The following is a 17,756-nucleotide window of genomic DNA, read 5'->3' as shown; positions in this document are numbered from 1 at the left end:
CACGCGTCTGACGGTCTTGAGGACAATCTCCGTCAGCGCGAGGTTCTCTCTGACGAGGCCGGAGATCTCGTTGAGTTAAACCTGGATGGCGATCATCGCGACGGCCGGCCCGAGGCTCGCGAGCACTCCGGCGGCGCTGGCACCAGCCGCGGGAAGCCAACGGACCTGGGCCGCGAACCGACCGTTTTGGTACAGCACGCCTATGTTGTAGCCGCCGCTCTGAAGCGGGGTCGCGCCCACCTGCATCGCCCGCAAGGTCTCCGGCGCAAGCCGGACGAGTCCCTGGGCCCTCGCGAGCCCACTTGCAAGTTGCCCTCCAACGTTTAGGACCGCGCTTGTCGCGGCTACCGCGTCCACAATTGCAGCTCGGTCGTCTGGCGAGACGAGGCTGAAAGGGATGAGATCGAGGCCTTCGGGTACCTGACCGAAGACGAGCGCTGTGCCGGGTGACACCTCGACAAGGGCAGACTCGATAGGCTCTTCAGGGCCGATGCTCACTCAGTTCCTCCTATTGGCAGGGAGACATGGCGCGCCTTGCGGCGCTCGCACGTCAGTCTTGTGGATCACTTGCGTGTTGTGGCGCGGTTCAGGTGCCCGCCGGAAATGTCGACGACTTTCTCGCCTGCGTCGTCGTTGATGGTTAGATCTTGGACTTGGCACCCTTTTCGAACGACTCGGCTAAGGGCAGGTGATTTTCTGTGTGGGGTCAACATCGTTTTCGAGCCAGTCACCGGAGACTCCGGTTGCCTTGATAACTGAGCAAAGCTGGCTCTGGTCTCTACCAATCACTTGGTACACGGCGTATATATATTTGCCTCCGCTGTTGGCGATTGAAGGGCCCCGGAAATTGTCGCAGGACAGATCAGTGCGCAAGTATTGAGCGCCAGGATTGGCGCGAAGCAGAGCCTCTACCTCCCCCACGTAGGCGTTTGGGTCATAGCTGGTTCCGAGGACGACTACGCCGGTGCGGTCACAGGTTGGATAGCTGATGGGCGTGCTGAGTCCGAGATCGCCGGGTTTTTCCAGGTCGCGGTCGCCCGGCGCGAGCCAGTATATCAAGGGCTCTTCGGCAATGATTTTAGATCCGTCGGTTATGGAGAAGCTGCTGGGACTCATGCGGTAGGTCGTCCCGTTGTTCGTCGAGGCGTATGTTCCACCCTCCGCGACAGCGGAGAGCCGAATGGTGTCCGCGGTGTTCTTATTTAGTCCGTAGTAAACCATTTGGCCCCCCTCTTGGCATACGGCGGCACGAAATGAAGCTGACGCAGCGACCCTGACTAATTTCCCGCGCGTCTTGCAGTAGGCAAGATCGTAGGATGCGTATGCGCTATCGGATGCTTGCTGGGCACTCTGGGAGTTCTGGGGCGATAGTCCCAACGGCGTGTACTGCGATGCGCTGGAGCGTTGTGAGTTGCTTGCAGCGACAATAATGCCCGTGATCGCTGCTGCTACAGCCAGCCACGCAACCAGGATAAGTATCTTCTTCTGCCGTCGCTTTTCTTCCGGGTTTGGTGACGAGCCTCCGATTCGCGTCGGAGGCCTGAATTGCTGTGTTCGTGGTCCAGACATGCTCATCCCAGGGTTTATGGCAACCGCAACGCTGCCATGCAGCGTTGCACTTGCTCAGTGATGGCCCTGAGTGAGATCAGGGTTTGTTGTGACAAGTCAAACGTGGGCTGGAAAAATTCTGCCGCGGCTTGCTGCCTCCGGCTGTCGTGCCAACTGTCTTGCGTCGAGTCCCATTCTCGTCGCAGATCCGCCACGGAACGCTCCATATCCCTCTGAGCGTTCTCCAGTCTGCGGGCCATCAGTTGCCGCCTCTGACGACGGCCGGCAGGTGACTGATACCGAGTCGTCTGGCAGCTTCCAGCCTGTGCCTGCCTCCGTTGACTTCAAAGCTGCCGTCAGGTTTGGCGGTTACATCTATGGGGTCCCCTCCGAGGAAAAGATCCCAAACGTGGGCAAGTTGGCGCATGGACGGGTTCGGGGCCCCGGACAAGGTGTCGCGCTTGGCCAGATCTTCGCGGTTCTGGCCATGAGAGACGGCATTCGAAACGACCAAGTCCCATTTTTCACAGGCCCACAGATAGTTAGCGACATCCGTGCGCCAAGAAAGGATGGGGTTGTCGGTGAAGTCGGCACGGTCGACGGGAATCATTCGCATGCCTCGCGCGGCCAAAAGCCTGTCGAGCGGCGAGACCTGCAAATTCTCCGGTCTCTGGTTTCCCAGTTCGGTAGAGCGGCTTGCTTTCGCGCTGTTTACAGCGGTCGTTGTTTCGAAAGCGTATAAAGACAGGGCTTCGTCGAGGAAAGTCAACCGCTGGTTAGCCTGAAGGCGAAGCCTGCTTGTTGTCTCGGTAAAGCGGGAGGACAAGAACGAGAAGTTTGTGAGGGCTTCGCCCAGTTCCTGTACTGCTGTCCCCGAGACGTAGTAGCGGTGGCTGCAGGCATCGCGTTGGTTAGCTGCGTAACGGCGCTCGTCATCAGGGGCCTCCTGAAAGTCGCGTTCAGCCCTGTCCAGGTTTTGCCGGCGACGTGCGTGTTCTGCTTGCGCTGCAACAAGTTGGGCTGAGAGTACTGAACGGTATTCGTCCATCGCTCGTATCGCTGACTCCACGTATTTTCGATGCGCGTGGTTGGCCTGGCCGATCGCATCCCGGCTTGAATGCGCGAGTCCCATATCAACGGCCCAAGAAGACGCGCAGTTGCTGCGCTTTCTTTTCTATCTCCCGCGCCTGGGCATCCAGTTGCTTCGACTGGGTGCTGATGCTGGTAAGAATGGAGGATAAAGATTGGTCGATCCGACGCTTAACCGGGTCGTCCCAGTCCAGAGAGCGCATCGTCCCATTGATCTTTTTCTTGAGGTCTTCAATTTGTTTTTCTGTTTCCCGGACCAGCTTTGCAAATCGTTGAAGGTCGTCGGGATTCGCGTGGACAGTCGGCATGTTGGATTCTCCTATTTCAGGACTTGAAGTGGAGACTCTTGCAGCACATCTTTCGACCACACCGGGTCTGCTACTGCGTAGGCCATCATCCTGCGTTCAGCGCCCGTATCGAGATCTGCATAGAGGAGTTGGTTTTCGCGCAGCTTCGACGCCGCATCGGAATCAAAAAGGCGTCCGGAATCCTCCCTGCCCATGCGTGTGCCGAGGAGGTGATTGAACTGCGCCTGCGTTTCACGCTCGAATCGACGATCCAACGCACTGACGCTTTCCACCCAACCGATAACGTGAATGCCCACGTCAGGCCCGTTAGTCAAGATTTCCCGCAGCATCTGTTCGGATGACAGCGACTCGCTCTCATCGTCCCGGTAGTCGGAATCGCTGGTGAGGTCGCGTGCTCGGTGCAGCCCGTAGAGGCAAAGAACTCGTGCCTCGGCCTGGTCGTCGTCCTCCTCAATTCTACGACGCATCTCGATAAGAAGGGCTTCGAGAGTCTCCCCCAGCCTTCTGGGGCGCAGCAGCTCTAGGCGTCCCGTGTCCAAGTAAGGAGACAACCGCGCCTCCACGTTCTCGTCGATCGAAAGGAAATTCACGAACTGCAGCTGTGCTGCCCGGGATCCAGACAGGATCGACAGCAGCGCGGTACTTACGATCCCAAACGGAGAGTCATGTACGTCCCGTGCTACAAGCAGGACGTTTGCCCCTCCTTCACGTCGGAGCATGAAATTCGCCGGTCCAGAAAGGGTTAATGCCCGTCCCGCTCGGAACTGGAGTACGTAGGGGCTCGCTGAGCTAATGTGATGCCTGAAGTCCTCCGGAGTCTCCGTTTCAAGTTCCGCCGCCTTGAATCCTTCGAACACGATCGGGCGGCGCCGGTGTCCTGATGCCAACGCCTTATCTCGCAGCAGCCTCAGCCGACTCAGGCGGTCTGAGTCTTCTTCGAACGAGCCCAGAAAGACGGTGTTAGCTTCGACGGCGCCACCCATTGCATTGAGTACAGCCTCGCCAGGCTTCGATATGAGTTTCCACCCTTGGTTGGCCTCGCCCAAAACCATGTCCGCGTCCTCCCGGGTGCTGCTCAGTAACACCCGGACAGGCAATAGGTCGATCTTCTGCCGAGGAAATGCCGTCATGCCCGAGAGCGTTTGGGAGGCAAGGAGAACATGTACTCCGAAGCCTCGGCCCTGACGAATGACCGTTTCCATAAGCTCCGCGGATCGGGTACCAATCTTGTCGTCTTGCGAGAAAAGTACATGGAACTCGTCGAAAACCAGGACAATACGGGACAATTTCTCACCGCCATGATCCCGCATGTTTGCGAACGTCGTCTGCTGGCCCCCGGTGGCACGAAACAGCTTTCCGCGCCGTTGCATTTCCTCTACTACGGATTCCAAGACGCTCAGTCCGAACTCCCTCTCGGACTCGATTGCGACGCAGACTGCATGGGGCAGCTGCATCTTTGCGTACGCCGAGAATTCGACTCCTTCCTTGAAGTCCAAAAGATAGAGCTCGAGTTCATCCGGCGGATACAGCATGGTCAGCCCGGCCAGATAAGTATGCAGAAGGGTGCTTTTTCCCGATCCCATCCTCCCGATGAGGAAACCTCCAGCCATCGAGTTCGAGTCAAAGCGCAGCAGAGCGACCTCGCGCGCACTGCTGGGACCGACGGGGGAAATGCACGCATCCCTTGTGCTGTTTTTCCACCAAGTTGCGGCGTTGGCGGTATCGACGGCTTTGGAGTCCGGGGGGATGTCGCTGCGGACATCGGCTTCGACCGCGGCCGCGAAGAGCTGATGTGTCTTTTCAAGGGTGACAGAGACGTCTGAGGCGGTCTTACTTTCGCGACCTACCCTGTCGACAACTGCATCGATCAGCTGTTGTCCTTGATCCTGCCCAAGCACACTGATTGGGTCCGCGTCGAAACGAAGGAGCGGTAGCTGGCCTCCTTCGACGGGGTATCCACTGAAGGATCCGTCATTGACTAAACGGAGTGCTGGAAGCGATGCATCCGATACGCCGTAATTGGCTTTGATTCCACTGTTGGATACGACGATTGTGAAGACGCCGCACCGGGGGCCGTTTTCCATGATGCGCTGGAGTTCGAACTGGGTTTCTTCGGTGAACTGGGCAGGAAAGTCATATACGACGAGGACCCGATAGTTCTCGGCAATCTCGCCAGCCGCAGCATTGTATTCTGCGATCGTTGAATAGTCGCCTCTGAGATATCGGGTGATCACATGCTCTATGTGAGCGGTTAGTTCGCCAAGCTGCTTGGATAGGTCTTGCGCGGACGACCAGATCTTGCCGCCTATGAAATCCTTGTTGTGGTCAGCCAGCGCGAGGAACGGCGCAACCGCGTCACCCAACCCCAATGGGTCAAAGATGGTGAAGTTGAGCTTGCCGGCGGGAAACGCGCCCAGCAGACGCAGAATAAGAGCACGAGCCGCGGACTGTGCAGCTTCGCGTCCATCAGTGTCATGTTTGTAAAGAAAGCGTCCGTTAGATTCCAACGAAAGCAGCAGGGGATATGAGTATGTCTGAGGAACGGAACGGCAGAAATTAACCTCCGGCCGCGGGTAGTACAAAGTTCCCATATTGACGAGCTGGACATTCCGTGGTGGTTCCCAACGAGCCCACTCGTCCTGGTCGAACCCCGACAAAGCGGTAGGTCCGATACTCTGCTGCAGCGAAAGAATTTCTCGGATCTGCCCAAGATGCTCGGAGTCCACCGCCATCGCAAGCAGCTGGGCGGCGCTGGCAAACGCCGTGCGTTTCCTCGAGATGGTTTTCTCGATCTCATCGGCCGTCGAGAGGGCGCTAAGCCGGTAGGACTCAATTTGGCGCATGAACCGACCCAGGAGATTCCGATCTTCACCGTAGAAGAACATTGCCTTGTCGATGGATTTTCTGACGGCGACTGCCCGCTCGAAGAGGACTCGGACTTCATCGGTCGGCAGGAGATCACCCCTCTGCGAAATGTGCGGAAGATCCGCTGTTTCTGGGAGAGGAGCGGTTGATTTCACGATATTCCAGGCCCGCGTAGACATAGCAAAGTTGGTCTGGATTTGGCTTGCGACCTGCCCAGCAAACGTGTCTAACGCTTTAATGCGCGCTTCGTCCTTTTCGATGGACTGGAACACTGTGAGCTCGCTCTGAAAAGATTTTCGAAAAAGCTCCTGGCTCTTCACAAAGTCCATGGCCATAGACGCTTCTGACAAGTCTCCGCCCTGCGTTGCCCAAGCATCACTCACAGCATCCCCCACTCACTGAACGTTTGCCCGCGATGGGCACTAATTTTGCTCATTCTAAGGGATTATTCCGCGTCCGAGTATTGACGAGTTTTGTCATCTTATTTGCCAAATCTATTCTTCTGTTTACCTAGATTTTTGATTATCTTCTGTTATTCTCCGCGCATTTGGTGATCCTAAAGTCCGCCAGCACGAAGCCTCAAGAACTGATCAAGTTTTCCTCAGGTTACGCAACCCGTAACAACGGACACAGCAGAAGCGTCCTCCCTAATGCTTGGAGACGGCGGCCCTAGTGTGGCACGGACAGAGATCCGGTTTGTCTCTGTCACCTGAACGAGCCGATCACGTAGGCCCCCTGCTGCCCGTTCCGACGAAGGCGACGGCACGGAGGGGTACATCACCGGACCGAAAACAGGGTTCCTGAGTCATGTGAAGACCAGATACTCTGCCACGGCGACGCTGGAGTCTGCGGAGGATGGCGAATGTGCTGACGACGGCTCGCGGGCGGCCTAGGTGTACTCGCCGGGGCCAACGCGAGGGCCGCATCGCTGACCGGTGAGTTCGGGTTGTACATTGGTCTGCGTGGTGTCAGTGACGGATAAGGAAGCAAGAGGGCGGGTGGCGGCCGCCGGGTTTGACCCGGATGATGAGTGGCTGTTGATGTACGTGGCGGGCCTGACAGGACGCCGGATCGCGGCCCTGTGCCGGGTGCACCCGAACGCGGTCCATAACCGGCTGCGCCGCTTTGTCACCGCGGTCCCGGGACTGACGGACGTACATCAGTCCCGTGCCCCCGCGGGTGACGCGGACGGTTCTGTGCCGGAGGCGTGGGTGCTGCGCCTGGAAGAAGTCATCGCCCACCGTACCGGACATGGGGAGCTGCCCCACGCGGGTCTGCCGGAACCGGAGTATGCGCGGCTGGGCCGGTGGCTCGATGCCCAGCGCCGCAAAGCACGCGCCGGTACCCTGAGCCAGGAAAAGCTGGCCCTGCTCAACCACGTCAAGGGCTGGCAGGCCGGGCTCCGGAAGCGGACCGAACAGGAACGCTGGGCGCTGAGGACCGTGCAGTTGACGGAGTTCCACGAGGTAACGGGCCGGTTGCCGGACTACCGTTCCACCGACCCCGAGGAGCGGGCCGTCGGGGTCTGGTTGCACGGCCGCCGTATCCAAGCCCACCACGGCACCCTGGACGCGGATCAGGCAGCTGCGCTGAGCGCGGCGGTTCCCGGCTGGCGGGGCCGCAGCCGTTCGGCCGGCCCGGTCTAGACCCACCGTGAAGACGTCAATGCCTTGGACCACTCAACAGCGACCGCTACAGTCCGACGCGGGTCTGGGCTTTCTCGCCTCTGTCAGTTCCGAAGTTGTCTTCACGGCTAAAGGACGGCGGCTTTCTGTCCGGCGATTCCGACTGGAAGGCTATGGTTTCCGAGGTCCTGCTGGACCAGAGGAAGGCCCTAACGACGACGGCACGAGGCTCTGACGCCAAAACGTCGGTCAAGATCGCGAAGGACCATTTCGTGTGGGACAGCGAGGAAATTGTGAGTGCTGAGGTCCCACCCTAAAGCCCCGATGCTCGGCCCGCATCCGCGGCGGAAGCTTCTCGGCCAGAGAATCCTATGTCTCGCTGAGCCCCCTAACCTTGGGCGGTCGGCAACCACTCGCTCATGATCTTGTGGCTTTCCGTCGTGACGGTCGCCAAAGGAGTACGGATGCTGCAACGCGTTCTAGAAAGGCCGGGACTCTCTCCCTAATTGGGAATAGCGCTTTCCCCTCCACGTGCTCCGCGAGACGGTGGGCCACGTCATGAAGATCCGACGACCCTTTCAGACCTCCCGCGTCATTTCGTACTGAACGCGAGCCATCGGGCGCGACTGACAACTCTCTTGATGGGTTTAGTACTCCTGTCCACTGGTTGGCCGCGCGTCGAAAGGCTACTCTTTGACGAGGCTTGGCGTAAAGGCGCCCGTTGTTGAGGTCAACTGTGTCGGGATTCCGCCGCTGCTGCTGACAGTGAAAAGATTGAAGCCAAAGCAGGTGTTGGTAATGGCGTTGTCGGGACACCGGTCAAAACCCGCGAAGACGACCGTACTTCCGTCTGCCGACACGCGGGGGTAGTAGTCGCGGAACCGGGGCACGGGCATCAGCCATTGGGCCGGAGCCGGGGCAGGGGTGACGAATCCATCGCTGGAGTCAAGGTAGCGAATTCCAGCAGTATCGGTGTCTACATATATCCGCTCCCCGCTGGGTGCCCATTCGGGGTCATAGAGTTGAGTGTTTTCGGTGAGTGCCAAAGCATGAACATTCGAGCCATTCTTGTTCGCAACTGCCAGGCCCATCGGGCGCGTATAGTATGCAAGCCGCTGGCCGTCAGGCGACCAGGATGCTGGTCCGTAACTCTGGTGGTCGGAGGTGACTTCCGTGGCGGTCCCGGTGCTAGCGCTGAGGATGAATAAGTCCGAGTAGCCGTTGTTGTTGTTGTACCCGAACTGGTCCCATGCGTAGTTCCGGGTAATTGAAATCTGCGTCCCGTCGGGAGACCATCTCGGGGATAAATCGCTATATGTGTTGGCGGGAGTCTGAGGGTCCAATGCTGTGGCATTGGTTCCATCGGAATTCATCAGCCAGGTGATGTAGGTTGGCGTACTCGGATTCGGGTCGGCGGCAATGTAGGCGATCCTCGTGCCGTCCGGTGAAACGTCGGGAAACTGCCCCCCATTGGTGGTCAATTGAACCGTGCTTCCGTCCAATGCGTGGCGAAGCCAGATATTTTGAAGCCCATTCGTGTCTTGCACCGTGTACACCACATCTCCCGCTGGTGGATGGATGGGTGTCGCGGTCAATGTTGCTATCCCGCTGACGAGGTCTCTCACCCCTTTGACAGTGTGTGGTCCTGGCAAGGCCGGCGTGCACACGTTGCCCTTGCATTCTCCGTCGGGCGAGATCCCGAACGTGGTCTCGGCGGTTACGTCTCCCAATGGTTTGTTGAATGGATCGATAGCAGTGGCGGTGTAGGTCTGCGGTGTACCGGTGGTCACCGAGGCGGTTGGAGGCGAGATACTCAGATGATCAACGACGCCCGGAAGCTGGCCAAGCAGACTTGTTGCGATCTTTGAACCGATGTTCCTGACCAACTGATTGTTCTGATAGCTGTACTTGTGGACGTTGAAACCGCTCGAGTTCCCGGCGATGCTGTCAAGTAGCACCGCCCACGAGAAGTCGCACACAAAGTCGCCCAGGTTGCAGATGTCGTAGGTGCTTGACGGTGTCGGGACATCCCGTTCGCCAACTGTCAGGAAGCTCTTGATGCCTTGGGCACTGAAATCTGCGGTTCCGGATTTCATTGCGGCGGTTTTACTCTTTCTTCCTGGATCCGCGATCAACGCAGTTGCGGTGATGCGCCGCAACAGAGCCTGGCTGGCGGCATCGCCTTTGTCGGCATTGTCACTCAAGTTGAGAAGGAGTTCATGCATGACCAACGCGCCCTGCGAGTATCCCGCCAGGACGAATCGAGCATTGGGGCACTGCGTTGCTTCGGTCGTCAGTTCAGCCGTGGCGGACTTGATGCCTTCGTCGATACTCGCCAAGTACTCGTTGAGGTGCTTTTTTACGTAGTAGTCAACAAAGCCCGCAGTTCCGCCCACTGCTATGTATCCGGCAAGTTGTGCGGCTTCCTTCTTGGAGAGTCCCAGCACCTTGACATCTGCTGCAGCATAGACGACGAAGAGAGGACGCACCTTGAGCTTGTCGTTCAGGTCGGCAGCCATCTGCTGGTACAATCCATCGAGCTCGGGGCCAAGGCCCGAGTCTTTGACTTTCGTTGTCGGATCCCTTTTAGAGGCATCTTTTTCGCCGGAACCCCGGGCTCCAATGAATATCACCGCCGGGCAATCGGCAGCAGTGGTAGTCGCTTTTGCAGGCGTCATGGCGGAACCAGTCGATGCGAAAGCACCCTGCGATGCGAAAGAGACGACGATCGCGAATGCAATCAAGAAAGCCGAGACACGGCGCCCCGCCTGGCGGGAGTTCTCGGCTTTGTGCTTTCCTCTATCATTGCGGCGGCGCAGCCTGCGCTCCGATCCGATTCCGAATCTCATGGCTCCGGGCAACGCAAAAATGGTTGTACCTGTTAGGAACCCAGAGGGAAACGAGATCACGGCCATCACGTCCTTTTGAGCTCTATTCTTGTTAGCTCGCGCTCCCAAGATCTTTACCGACCAAAACATGCAAGTAAGCATTGTCTGGTTTCTTGACGCCAAGAAATGACTTTCCAGTCCGACTCCCGGGCTCTGTGAGAAGGAGCATATGGTTCATCAACCCCCCGCCACACGAGTGTGAACTACTCGCTCATTGGTGTCTCCCGCGGGCCAACACTCTACTTGCACCCGGGGATGCTCATGCATGGTCGTAACGTGCTCTCCCGTGATGTCTTCCGTGAGCCGCGGCGCAGCCATTTCTCGATTCGCAGCCTTCGCCGAATCCTTCGTTTATGAGAACGACCGAATGACAGCGCAGTCCGTCACCAGTGGATGAGAGAACTACACTCAAACTGGGCCCGCCTAAATTCACCTGCCCGGTGGAGGCGGCCTACCCACGCTGAGGTGAGGGTGACTGCCCGTTAGAGCCTGCCCGGGTCCGGGGAAGTCGACCGCGCTGCGAGAGCGGCACTGCCCGCACGCGATCGTTGGCGGGGCAGTCAGGAAGCGGCCTTTTCAGGCCCTCGAATCGTCCGCTCAGTGTTCCCACTACGGGACCCACGACGCGGGAGTCGCACCGGTCGTTACACCTGCCCCGGCGGCCCGCTTCCGCGGCCGTGGGTGCCCGCATTGCGCGGGTAAAGAAGTCAGCGCCTCAAACAGTGTCGCCGGTGTGGGCCCAGTCCTGGCCGCCGAATGGGATCCGGCCAACGACAAGCGCCCCGAACGCATCGCGAGAGCAAGCGATTACCGGGCATCACGGACAAGGTTCTGCGGCACCTCACCCAACTGGGCTGGGTCAGTCAGGATGTCACCGGGGGTGTCCCTTGCTTCCCCCGAACCGAAGGCAGCAGTACGAGCCGCGCAATTATACGATTCCCTCCCGTCATCCGAGCGCTTTGTTCCATACAGCGCCCGGGCAGCACAGAACCGAATGTGAAACTGCGCCGCCGTGATGTTGCGCCCGCGGCTCAGTCGCCGGGCAGTGACGTCGCCGACCAGTACACGGTGTGTTTGGTGGTATAGGGCCGTCGCCTCGTGCGTGGCGCGAAGTCTGCATCCGTAGCTTCCACTATCCTTAGCTGCCCGGCCGCATCAACCATCCTCGCCAGATCGGATCCGCTTAAGCTGTCGACCAGCCTCTGCCGGACCGGCTCGGTCACGTGGAAGAGGATGTCGTCCGCGGCCTCGACGAGTTCGCGGAAACGATCAACCAGCAGGGGAGGCAGCGTCTGCGACACAGTCGTTGCCGCCACATCCCGCACTCGAAGGGTTGCGGCATCGAGGAAAACCCACCGGGAACGTTGTCGCTAGGTTTGACTGGGAATGTGCAATCGTGGTGTTCCTGAATGCCCCTACCAGCCCGTGAACGTCTGAGAGCTCGGCCGGGATGGCGATGTGGTCGGTCATGGCTTTTCGCACTTTCGAGGGGAAATACGTGCGGCAATATGCGACGACTGCGAACGCAATCAGGTAGGCGCCCGCGTCCTCGAGTTGCGACCCCTCGCCACGGGATTTGATGGCGAGATCGACTGCATGGCTGGCCTCAGCGAGGTCGCCCCGTAGCTCGACAACTCGACGAACAACCGGGCATCTTCGGAGTCCGGTACCGTCACGACCTTGAAAATTGCTTCCTCAGCGCTGTTCACCCGACCATCATCGCCGAGAACGACTACATCGGTGATCATTGCGATCTTCGTGCGCCAATGCCTCGCCTGCGCTGTATGTGCATATTGATGCCTGCCAGCGGTGCCCGTTGACGGCTTCCGTCGGGGGCTACCCGCCCATTGGTCGCCGACCGCCCCGGTATGGCGAGATCTGTGCCGCCGAATCCGGCGGGAATAGAAGTTGGGTGACCGGCACTTCAAGTACGTCGGCGATGTCCCACAGGCGCTCGTAAGCGACGCTCTTCCGACCCCATTCGATGCCGATGATCATGTTTCGGCTCAACCCGGACTCCAGGGCCAAAGCTTCCTGGGAGAGCGCCTGCTCGAGCCGTATCTTTCGTATCCGTGCCCCGACCATCGCCCTGCGTTGAGTCCACCGGCGCGTTTGCTCCTCGGAGGACTGGTCAGGGCGGGTGGGCATTTATCCATGTCAACTGACATTGTCATACTTGTCTGCTCTACTAGTGATACATGCATCCGATTCGATGCGTCCCGTGAGAGAAAGTCGGTGCTAACTATGGAAACCCCCGACCGGGCGCCATGATCCGGGGTTACAAGTTCCGGATGTACCCGACGTCGAAGCAGGAGGACCTGCTCCGGGGCATGCTGGATGATCACCGCTTCCTGTATAACGCCGCCCTACAGGAGCGCCGGGATGCCTGGCGGCACTCCCGGACGAGGGTCCGATTTATTGAACAGGACGCTCAGCTAAAGTACATCAGGGCGGATGACCCAGACTATGCCCGCTGGTCCGCCGCCTCACTGGAGCAGACCCTGCGGCGTTTGGACAAGGCCTTTCAGGCCTTCTTCCGCCGAGTCAAGGCTGGCGAGAAGCGGCCGGGCTACCCGCGGTTCAGGGGAGCCGGCTACTTTGACACGGTGGACCACCGTAACGGGAATGGTTCCAAATGGGACTCGGTCCCGCACCTGGCGCAGACCCGGGTCTACTTCCAGGGCGTCGGCCACGTCAAAGTCAAGCAGCACCGCCTGGTCACGGGCCGGCGAGTTACCAGAGTGGCCGTGAAGCGGGAGGGTCGGCACTGGTATGTGATCCTGGCCGCCGAGCAGGACCTGCCGACGCCGTTGCCGGTCACGGGTGCCGTTGTCGGCATCGACCTGGCTACAGGAGCCAACGGGCTGGCCTATAGCTCCCTCGGGGAGCGGATCGACAACCCCGCCTACGGGAAGGCCTCCCTGTCCCGGCTGGCTGACGCCCAGCGGGCTCTTCAAAGGTGCCATCTGGGGTCAAACCGCAGGCGTAAGTCGCGGGAGAGGGTCACGGCCAGCTACCGGAAGGTCCGCAACCAGCGGACGGACCACCTGCACAAGGCGGCGCACCGCCTGGTAGCCGTGTACGACACCATCGTCGCGGAGGATCTCAAGATCGCAGATATGACCCGTCGGGCGGCGCCCCGACCGGACGGCACCGGAACGTACCTGCCCAATGGCGGCTCCTCGAAAACCGGGCTCAACCGATCAATACTCGACGCAGGTTGGGGAATTTTCCTGAATATGATCCGCGCCAAGGCTGAAAGCGCCGGACGCCAGTTTATTCAGGTGAACCCTGCCTACACGTCGCGAACCTGCAGTCAATGCGGGCACCGGGACGCGGCCAATCGGAACGGCAAGGTTTTCCTTTGCCTTTCCTGCGGGCACCGAGACGACGCCGACATCAACGCGGCGGTCAACATACTCAGGGCCGGGCTGGTCCTGCGCGACACGGCGTAAGCCGCGTCTCGAGAAGCTGCGGGCTGTCACGTAGCTGGAGGAGCGAAGTCACTTTTCATCCAGCCTCTGCAATTTGCTCGTTCGAAGTCACCAGGAGGACATGAAAAAAGCGCGCGCACGGGGCCCTGTCCGGGCCGCATAGGCTTCCCGGTCCAGGGCTCCGATGACGCACGGGCGTGAGGACGGCAGCCAGGGCCAGGACGTGCTCCATCGTGGTTGCCGCTAAATCGCCAGCACGGGCCTCCATGCCCTTCAGGGTGAGCACACGCCTGAGGCCGTCAAAAATTTAGCAAGCGCAGGGCCTCTGAGGGTGCTGCAGCCCTCGGCCGGGAAGTTGTCCTCCAAGTCGAATTGCCGTCCGACGCGCCCTCGGGGTCGAGCCGACCGGGGCGTCTCCCCGGAGAGGCGCACGCCAGTACGGTTGGATTTGCCCCAGCCAGTGGGAAGACTGTTGGATCTTGTGGGCCTTACCTGTGGATTTCAACGATGCCAGTTGTCGTGCGGAACCATGGCGGCGCCCTGTGTCGGTGTCGGAGGGTTCGTAGCTGATGAGTGCCCGCAGGAGCCGCCCGGCCAGCAGTTCCAGGTATAGGAACCCCTCGCTTCGCCGCGCACAGAACGGACGATCCCCACGACGGATGTGCAATATTCCTGACCGCTGGGCCGGAGAATTCGGCACAACCAGGAAGCGACCGGACTCGGCGTCCGGGGCAATCTGTTAGTTCGACGCCAGACACCTGCGTCTCTTCCGAACCATGGGTTGCCGGATCCTGGCGCACCTGCGTCTCCCGCCGTACCGACGCACGCCGCGTCCCCAGTTCACCTGCGTCTCTTGTCACGAATCGCATGTTAGTGATTCACCTGCTTCTCGCCCACGTTTAAGGCTCGCGGTGCATTCACCTCCGCCTCTTATCCATGCGATCTCGGGTCCTCGTTCGTTCGCCAGATGGCAGGCCCCCGCTTGCCTCTCCGGCGGGCGCCCATCAGACTCTCGCCGGTTGCCCCGGCGGGAAAATGCCAACGTGGGATCATGGACGGATCCCGGCCCGGGTTTGCAGAGGCGTCGTCAAGAATTCCAAGCAGACGGCCTCCTGCAAGGGTCTCAGGGCCCGTCACCCGAGGCTACATTCCACGCCGTTGAGCCTATGCGACTTGGCTGAATAATCACGACCTAATCACGAAGCGAGCAGCCCCGACCAATTGGGCAGGACCGCCCCGAGAATCAGTCAGAATGTACAGAGCTTGGATCTGCACGTCGCTCTGTGGCAAGCGATCACACGACCGGTGATACTGGGCTTGAGAGCCTTGGCCCTGGACACCGCATGGCCGGTGGTTCACTCCCACAGATACTTAGCATGTTGGACAATCCGATCATGAAGACCGTGGCGGGCAATACCTGGTTTGGAACCAGAACAACCGGTACTTCAATTTAGATGCGAGCCGCGCGCGCCAGACAGGTGTCAGCCGCCCGGCCAGTTTCTGCTCACGACGCCCGTGTCGTTCGTGGCCTGCAGCTTCTTCCGTTTGTGTCGGAGCAGATGCCAGCCGCAGACAGCAACGAGGGCTGTTCCAACGAAACCAGCGCTGCCCCAGCCGGTAAGGCTGTCGTTGTCAGTGACAAGGACTACGAACCACGCGGCCACGACGGTCCAGTAGAGGACATTCAGTGCGGCAATGGCACGATCAATCATGGGGCGCCGCAAATGATCACCTGCCTGTTCCTGATGTCATGGCAAATTCGATTATCCGCTGCCTCGTCAGGCTAAGCCACAAAATATGTGCGTCAAGCCGCACAACTGTCCTCCTCTGCCTAAGGACCATCAGGTTCAGCCAACGACCCCAGACGCCCGGCGGCGCTGGACCATCTGACTTACCCGCACGATCCGGGTCTACTTGCGCTTACTTCAATGACGGTGTGGCGCAGATCGAGGCCCCCGCCCGGGTGATGCTGCGAGTTGGCCAGGCTCCGACGTTGAGCCCGAGAAGGGCGCGGCGCGCGGGCCCCGAGCGCGTTGCGTCGCGTTTCTTCTGTTCCTCGAAAGGGGTGGGGGTACACCCCCTCGACCAAAGAATTTCGGCCCGGCCTGGGCTCGGCTCAGCCCCTTTAGCCGGCCAAAGTAAACCATCGCGTCCAGGACCGGTTCCTTTTATGCAGCCCGCGTTCCTCCGGCAGATACCCCAGCCGCGCCCCGTCACGGGGCTCAAAGGTTTTCCCGCCGATATGCAAGGTCCTCGCGGTGAGCGGTAAGATGCCCAGCAGTGCACGCAGCGTAGTGGTCTTCCCGGACCCGTTGCTGCCCAGGAACCCGAACGTCTCACCCCGCTGCACGTCGAAAGACAAATCCCGGATGACCGTTATGGACCAGTGCTTCGCTCAATGATGTTCCCCCAACAGATGCCGCCATATGCTCCTTTGGAGTCTATCCGCGGGCCCGCCGGTGACCTCTCACCCCACAGGATGAATCCGCGGTGCTCCACGGGCGCGCGCAGTTCCCGTCGCCGTCTGGTGGGACGGAACCGGCTCAGACCAGCACCGGATCACACGCCTAGAGCCGATGATGACCTCTGGGTTGACGCAAGAAGTGCGGGCGCCTGCGAAGAAGATGGCCAAACGCCAACCACGGCATCCTTGATCCGGATCAGGCAGCGGCACTGAGCGCCGTGGGTGCCCGGCTGGCGGGGCCGCCACCGTTCGACAGGTCAGGCCTAGCTAGTGGCCCATGCTGCCGCCGCCGTCGACCGGGATGAGCGCGCCGGAAATATAGGACGCCTCGTCGCTGGCCAGCCACCGGACGACATCGGCGATCTCTGACGGTTCGGCAAACCGGCCGGCGGGAATCCCGGACTTGTAGTGCTCTTTCATCTCGTCGGACACCTCATTGAACATGTCGGTTAGCACGACGCCGGGCATTATGACGTTCGCAGTGATCCCGCGGGCGCCCAGTTCACGGGTGACTGAGCGGGCGATACCGATCAGGCCAGCCTTGGAGGCCGAGTAGTTCACCTGGCCGGGAGCGCCGTAGATCCCCGACACCGAAGAGACCAACACAATCCGGCCCTTGCGAAGCTTCATCATGCCTTTGGTTGCGCGCTGGACGACCCGGAATGCACCCGTCAGGTTGGTGTCCAACACGGAGGTGAAATCATTCTCGGACATCCGCATCAGCAGGGTGTCTTTCGTGATCCCGGCGTTGGGGACGAGCACCTCGACCGGACCGTGCGCGGCCTCGACAGTATTGAATGCGGCGTCAATGGAGGCGGTGTCGGTGACGTCGGCCTGGACCCCGAGGATGCCCTCCGGAAGTTCCGTCTCGCTGCGGTAGGTCACTGCGACGTTGTCCCCGTTGGCCAGGAACGACTTGGCAATGGCCAGACCAATGCCCCGGTTGCCGCCGGTGACTAGTATGCTCCGGGCGGCGGCACGTTCTGTAGTTGCTGTCATTGTCTTTTCCTCCAGTGTCATGAACCGTGACAAGCCTACCTGCCGAACGTGACTGGCCACCTGTCGAATGCGGGCTGCCGCATATAAGTGCCGAAGATGTGGCGCGAAGGACAAAAACGGGGACCGCAGGCCTTCGGGAGTTCTTCGCCGGACACACTGACTTTGTGGCAGGCCTCGCCGGTCAAGTGCCGGAAAGGCTGCCTCGGAGCGGGTGGCGGAAGCGAAATCGGCCAAGGCCGCGCAGCGGAAGCCGCCGACCGACCCGGGGGGGAAATTGCGGATGAATTGGGAACTGGCGCTCAAGAAAACTTTCGGCGTACGTTTGCTTGAAGGCCACACCTGGGTACCGACCAAGCCCGTCAAATCCGCCCGCAAACCTGGGCGTCTGGCAACGCACCAAAGCAACCGCTTGGGCACCATCAGCCGCGAAAGGCCGGCCGAGATCGATGGGGTCGACGTATCGTGCCGCAAGGCAACACCAGCCCTTGCGGCTACCGCGTCTGGGACCGGCTGAACGGACCGGTCTGCTGGGCGGG

13 protein-coding genes and 1 pseudogene are annotated in these 17,756 nt (G+C 60.1%); 3 read left to right on the top strand and 11 right to left on the bottom strand.

The features are described from left to right. Positions 1 to 75: 75 nt before the first annotated feature. From J7I79_RS09065 to J7I79_RS09045, 5 genes are all read right to left on the bottom strand, one after another. On the bottom strand, positions 76 to 498 hold the full coding sequence (locus J7I79_RS09065; RefSeq protein ID WP_214952438.1) for a hypothetical protein: 423 nt from the start codon (positions 496 to 498) through the stop codon (positions 76 to 78). Positions 499 to 678: 180 nt separating this feature from the next. Next, the gene (locus J7I79_RS09060) at positions 679 to 1,221 is read right to left on the bottom strand and encodes a hypothetical protein (protein WP_214952436.1); all 543 of its coding nucleotides are present in this window, start codon (positions 1,219 to 1,221) and stop codon (positions 679 to 681) included. 586 nt (positions 1,222 to 1,807) lie between these two features. Continuing rightward, positions 1,808 to 2,596 (bottom strand): ParB N-terminal domain-containing protein, encoded by a 789-nt coding sequence (locus J7I79_RS09055; protein WP_214952433.1) that lies wholly within the window; start codon positions 2,594 to 2,596, stop codon positions 1,808 to 1,810. 85 nt (positions 2,597 to 2,681) lie between these two features. After that, entirely contained in the window at positions 2,682 to 2,945 is a 264-nt protein-coding gene (locus J7I79_RS09050) for a hypothetical protein (RefSeq protein WP_214952431.1), read from the bottom strand. A gap of 11 nt (positions 2,946 to 2,956) precedes the next feature. Next, positions 2,957 to 6,145: an FtsK/SpoIIIE domain-containing protein gene (locus J7I79_RS09045; RefSeq protein ID WP_214952429.1), complete on the bottom strand. Its 3,189-nt coding sequence runs from the start codon at positions 6,143 to 6,145 to the stop codon at positions 2,957 to 2,959. A 627-nt stretch (positions 6,146 to 6,772) separates the two neighbouring features. Here J7I79_RS09045 and J7I79_RS09040 point away from each other — a divergent pair. Next, positions 6,773 to 7,456, top strand: coding sequence for a helicase associated domain-containing protein (locus tag J7I79_RS09040; protein ID WP_214952427.1), 684 nt, complete (start codon positions 6,773 to 6,775; stop codon positions 7,454 to 7,456). Between the two features lie 665 nt (positions 7,457 to 8,121). Here J7I79_RS09040 and J7I79_RS09035 read toward each other — a convergent pair. The 3 genes from J7I79_RS09035 to J7I79_RS24945 form a co-directional block, all read right to left on the bottom strand. Then, positions 8,122 to 10,350: a cutinase family protein gene (locus J7I79_RS09035; RefSeq protein WP_214952424.1), complete on the bottom strand. Its 2,229-nt coding sequence runs from the start codon at positions 10,348 to 10,350 to the stop codon at positions 8,122 to 8,124. A gap of 1,004 nt (positions 10,351 to 11,354) precedes the next feature. Continuing rightward, on the bottom strand, positions 11,355 to 11,639 hold the full coding sequence (locus tag J7I79_RS09030; protein ID WP_214952423.1) for a hypothetical protein: 285 nt from the start codon (positions 11,637 to 11,639) through the stop codon (positions 11,355 to 11,357). 520 nt (positions 11,640 to 12,159) lie between these two features. Next, positions 12,160 to 12,408, bottom strand: a complete 249-nt coding sequence (locus J7I79_RS24945; protein ID WP_396020183.1) for a helix-turn-helix domain-containing protein — start codon at positions 12,406 to 12,408, stop codon at positions 12,160 to 12,162. A 182-nt stretch (positions 12,409 to 12,590) separates the two neighbouring features. On the opposite strand from J7I79_RS24945, the gene J7I79_RS09020 reads away from it, so the two are divergent. Further along, the gene (locus J7I79_RS09020; RefSeq protein WP_285291326.1) at positions 12,591 to 13,778 is read left to right on the top strand and encodes a transposase; all 1,188 of its coding nucleotides are present in this window, start codon (positions 12,591 to 12,593) and stop codon (positions 13,776 to 13,778) included. Positions 13,779 to 15,238: 1,460 nt separating this feature from the next. Here J7I79_RS09020 and J7I79_RS09015 read toward each other — a convergent pair. The 3 genes and pseudogenes from J7I79_RS09015 to fabG form a co-directional block, all read right to left on the bottom strand. Next, positions 15,239 to 15,469, bottom strand: coding sequence for a hypothetical protein (locus J7I79_RS09015; RefSeq protein WP_214952418.1), 231 nt, complete (start codon positions 15,467 to 15,469; stop codon positions 15,239 to 15,241). A 390-nt stretch (positions 15,470 to 15,859) separates the two neighbouring features. Beyond that, positions 15,860 to 16,137: pseudogene (locus tag J7I79_RS09010) on the bottom strand (ATP-binding cassette domain-containing protein); the annotation flags it as partial. A gap of 351 nt (positions 16,138 to 16,488) precedes the next feature. Continuing rightward, entirely contained in the window at positions 16,489 to 17,220 is a 732-nt protein-coding gene (fabG, locus tag J7I79_RS09005) for a 3-oxoacyl-ACP reductase FabG (protein ID WP_214952416.1), read from the bottom strand. Between the two features lie 211 nt (positions 17,221 to 17,431). On the opposite strand from fabG, the gene J7I79_RS09000 reads away from it, so the two are divergent. Further along, a complete protein-coding gene (locus tag J7I79_RS09000; protein ID WP_214952413.1) occupies positions 17,432 to 17,734 on the top strand; it encodes a hypothetical protein in 303 nt (100 codons plus the stop codon). Positions 17,735 to 17,756: the final 22 nt, after the last annotated feature.

The sequence above is a fragment of the Arthrobacter sp. ISL-69 genome (genome assembly GCF_018613775.1).
GTDB lineage: Bacteria > Actinomycetota > Actinomycetes > Actinomycetales > Micrococcaceae > Arthrobacter.
Note: the sequence above shows the minus strand (reverse complement) of the source record. Positions and strands in the feature narration are given on the sequence as shown.

Excerpts from the sequence above, each read along its gene's own strand:
- J7I79_RS09050 (WP_214952431.1), bottom strand. The coding sequence starts at position 2,945 with ATGCCGACTGTCCACGCGAATCCCGACGACCTTCAACGATTTGCAAAG.
- J7I79_RS09060 (WP_214952436.1), bottom strand. The coding sequence starts at position 1,221 with ATGGTTTACTACGGACTAAATAAGAACACCGCGGACACCATTCGGCTC.
- J7I79_RS24945 (WP_396020183.1), bottom strand. The coding sequence starts at position 12,408 with ATGGTCGGGGCACGGATACGAAAGATACGGCTCGAGCAGGCGCTCTCC.
- J7I79_RS09035 (WP_214952424.1), bottom strand. The coding sequence starts at position 10,350 with ATGGCCGTGATCTCGTTTCCCTCTGGGTTCCTAACAGGTACAACCATT.
- J7I79_RS09055 (WP_214952433.1), bottom strand. The coding sequence starts at position 2,596 with ATGGACGAATACCGTTCAGTACTCTCAGCCCAACTTGTTGCAGCGCAA.
- fabG (WP_214952416.1), bottom strand. The coding sequence starts at position 17,220 with ATGACAGCAACTACAGAACGTGCCGCCGCCCGGAGCATACTAGTCACC.
- J7I79_RS09020 (WP_285291326.1), top strand. The coding sequence starts at position 12,591 with ATGATCCGGGGTTACAAGTTCCGGATGTACCCGACGTCGAAGCAGGAG.
- J7I79_RS09045 (WP_214952429.1), bottom strand. The coding sequence starts at position 6,145 with ATGGCCATGGACTTTGTGAAGAGCCAGGAGCTTTTTCGAAAATCTTTT.
- J7I79_RS09015 (WP_214952418.1), bottom strand. The coding sequence starts at position 15,469 with ATGATTGATCGTGCCATTGCCGCACTGAATGTCCTCTACTGGACCGTC.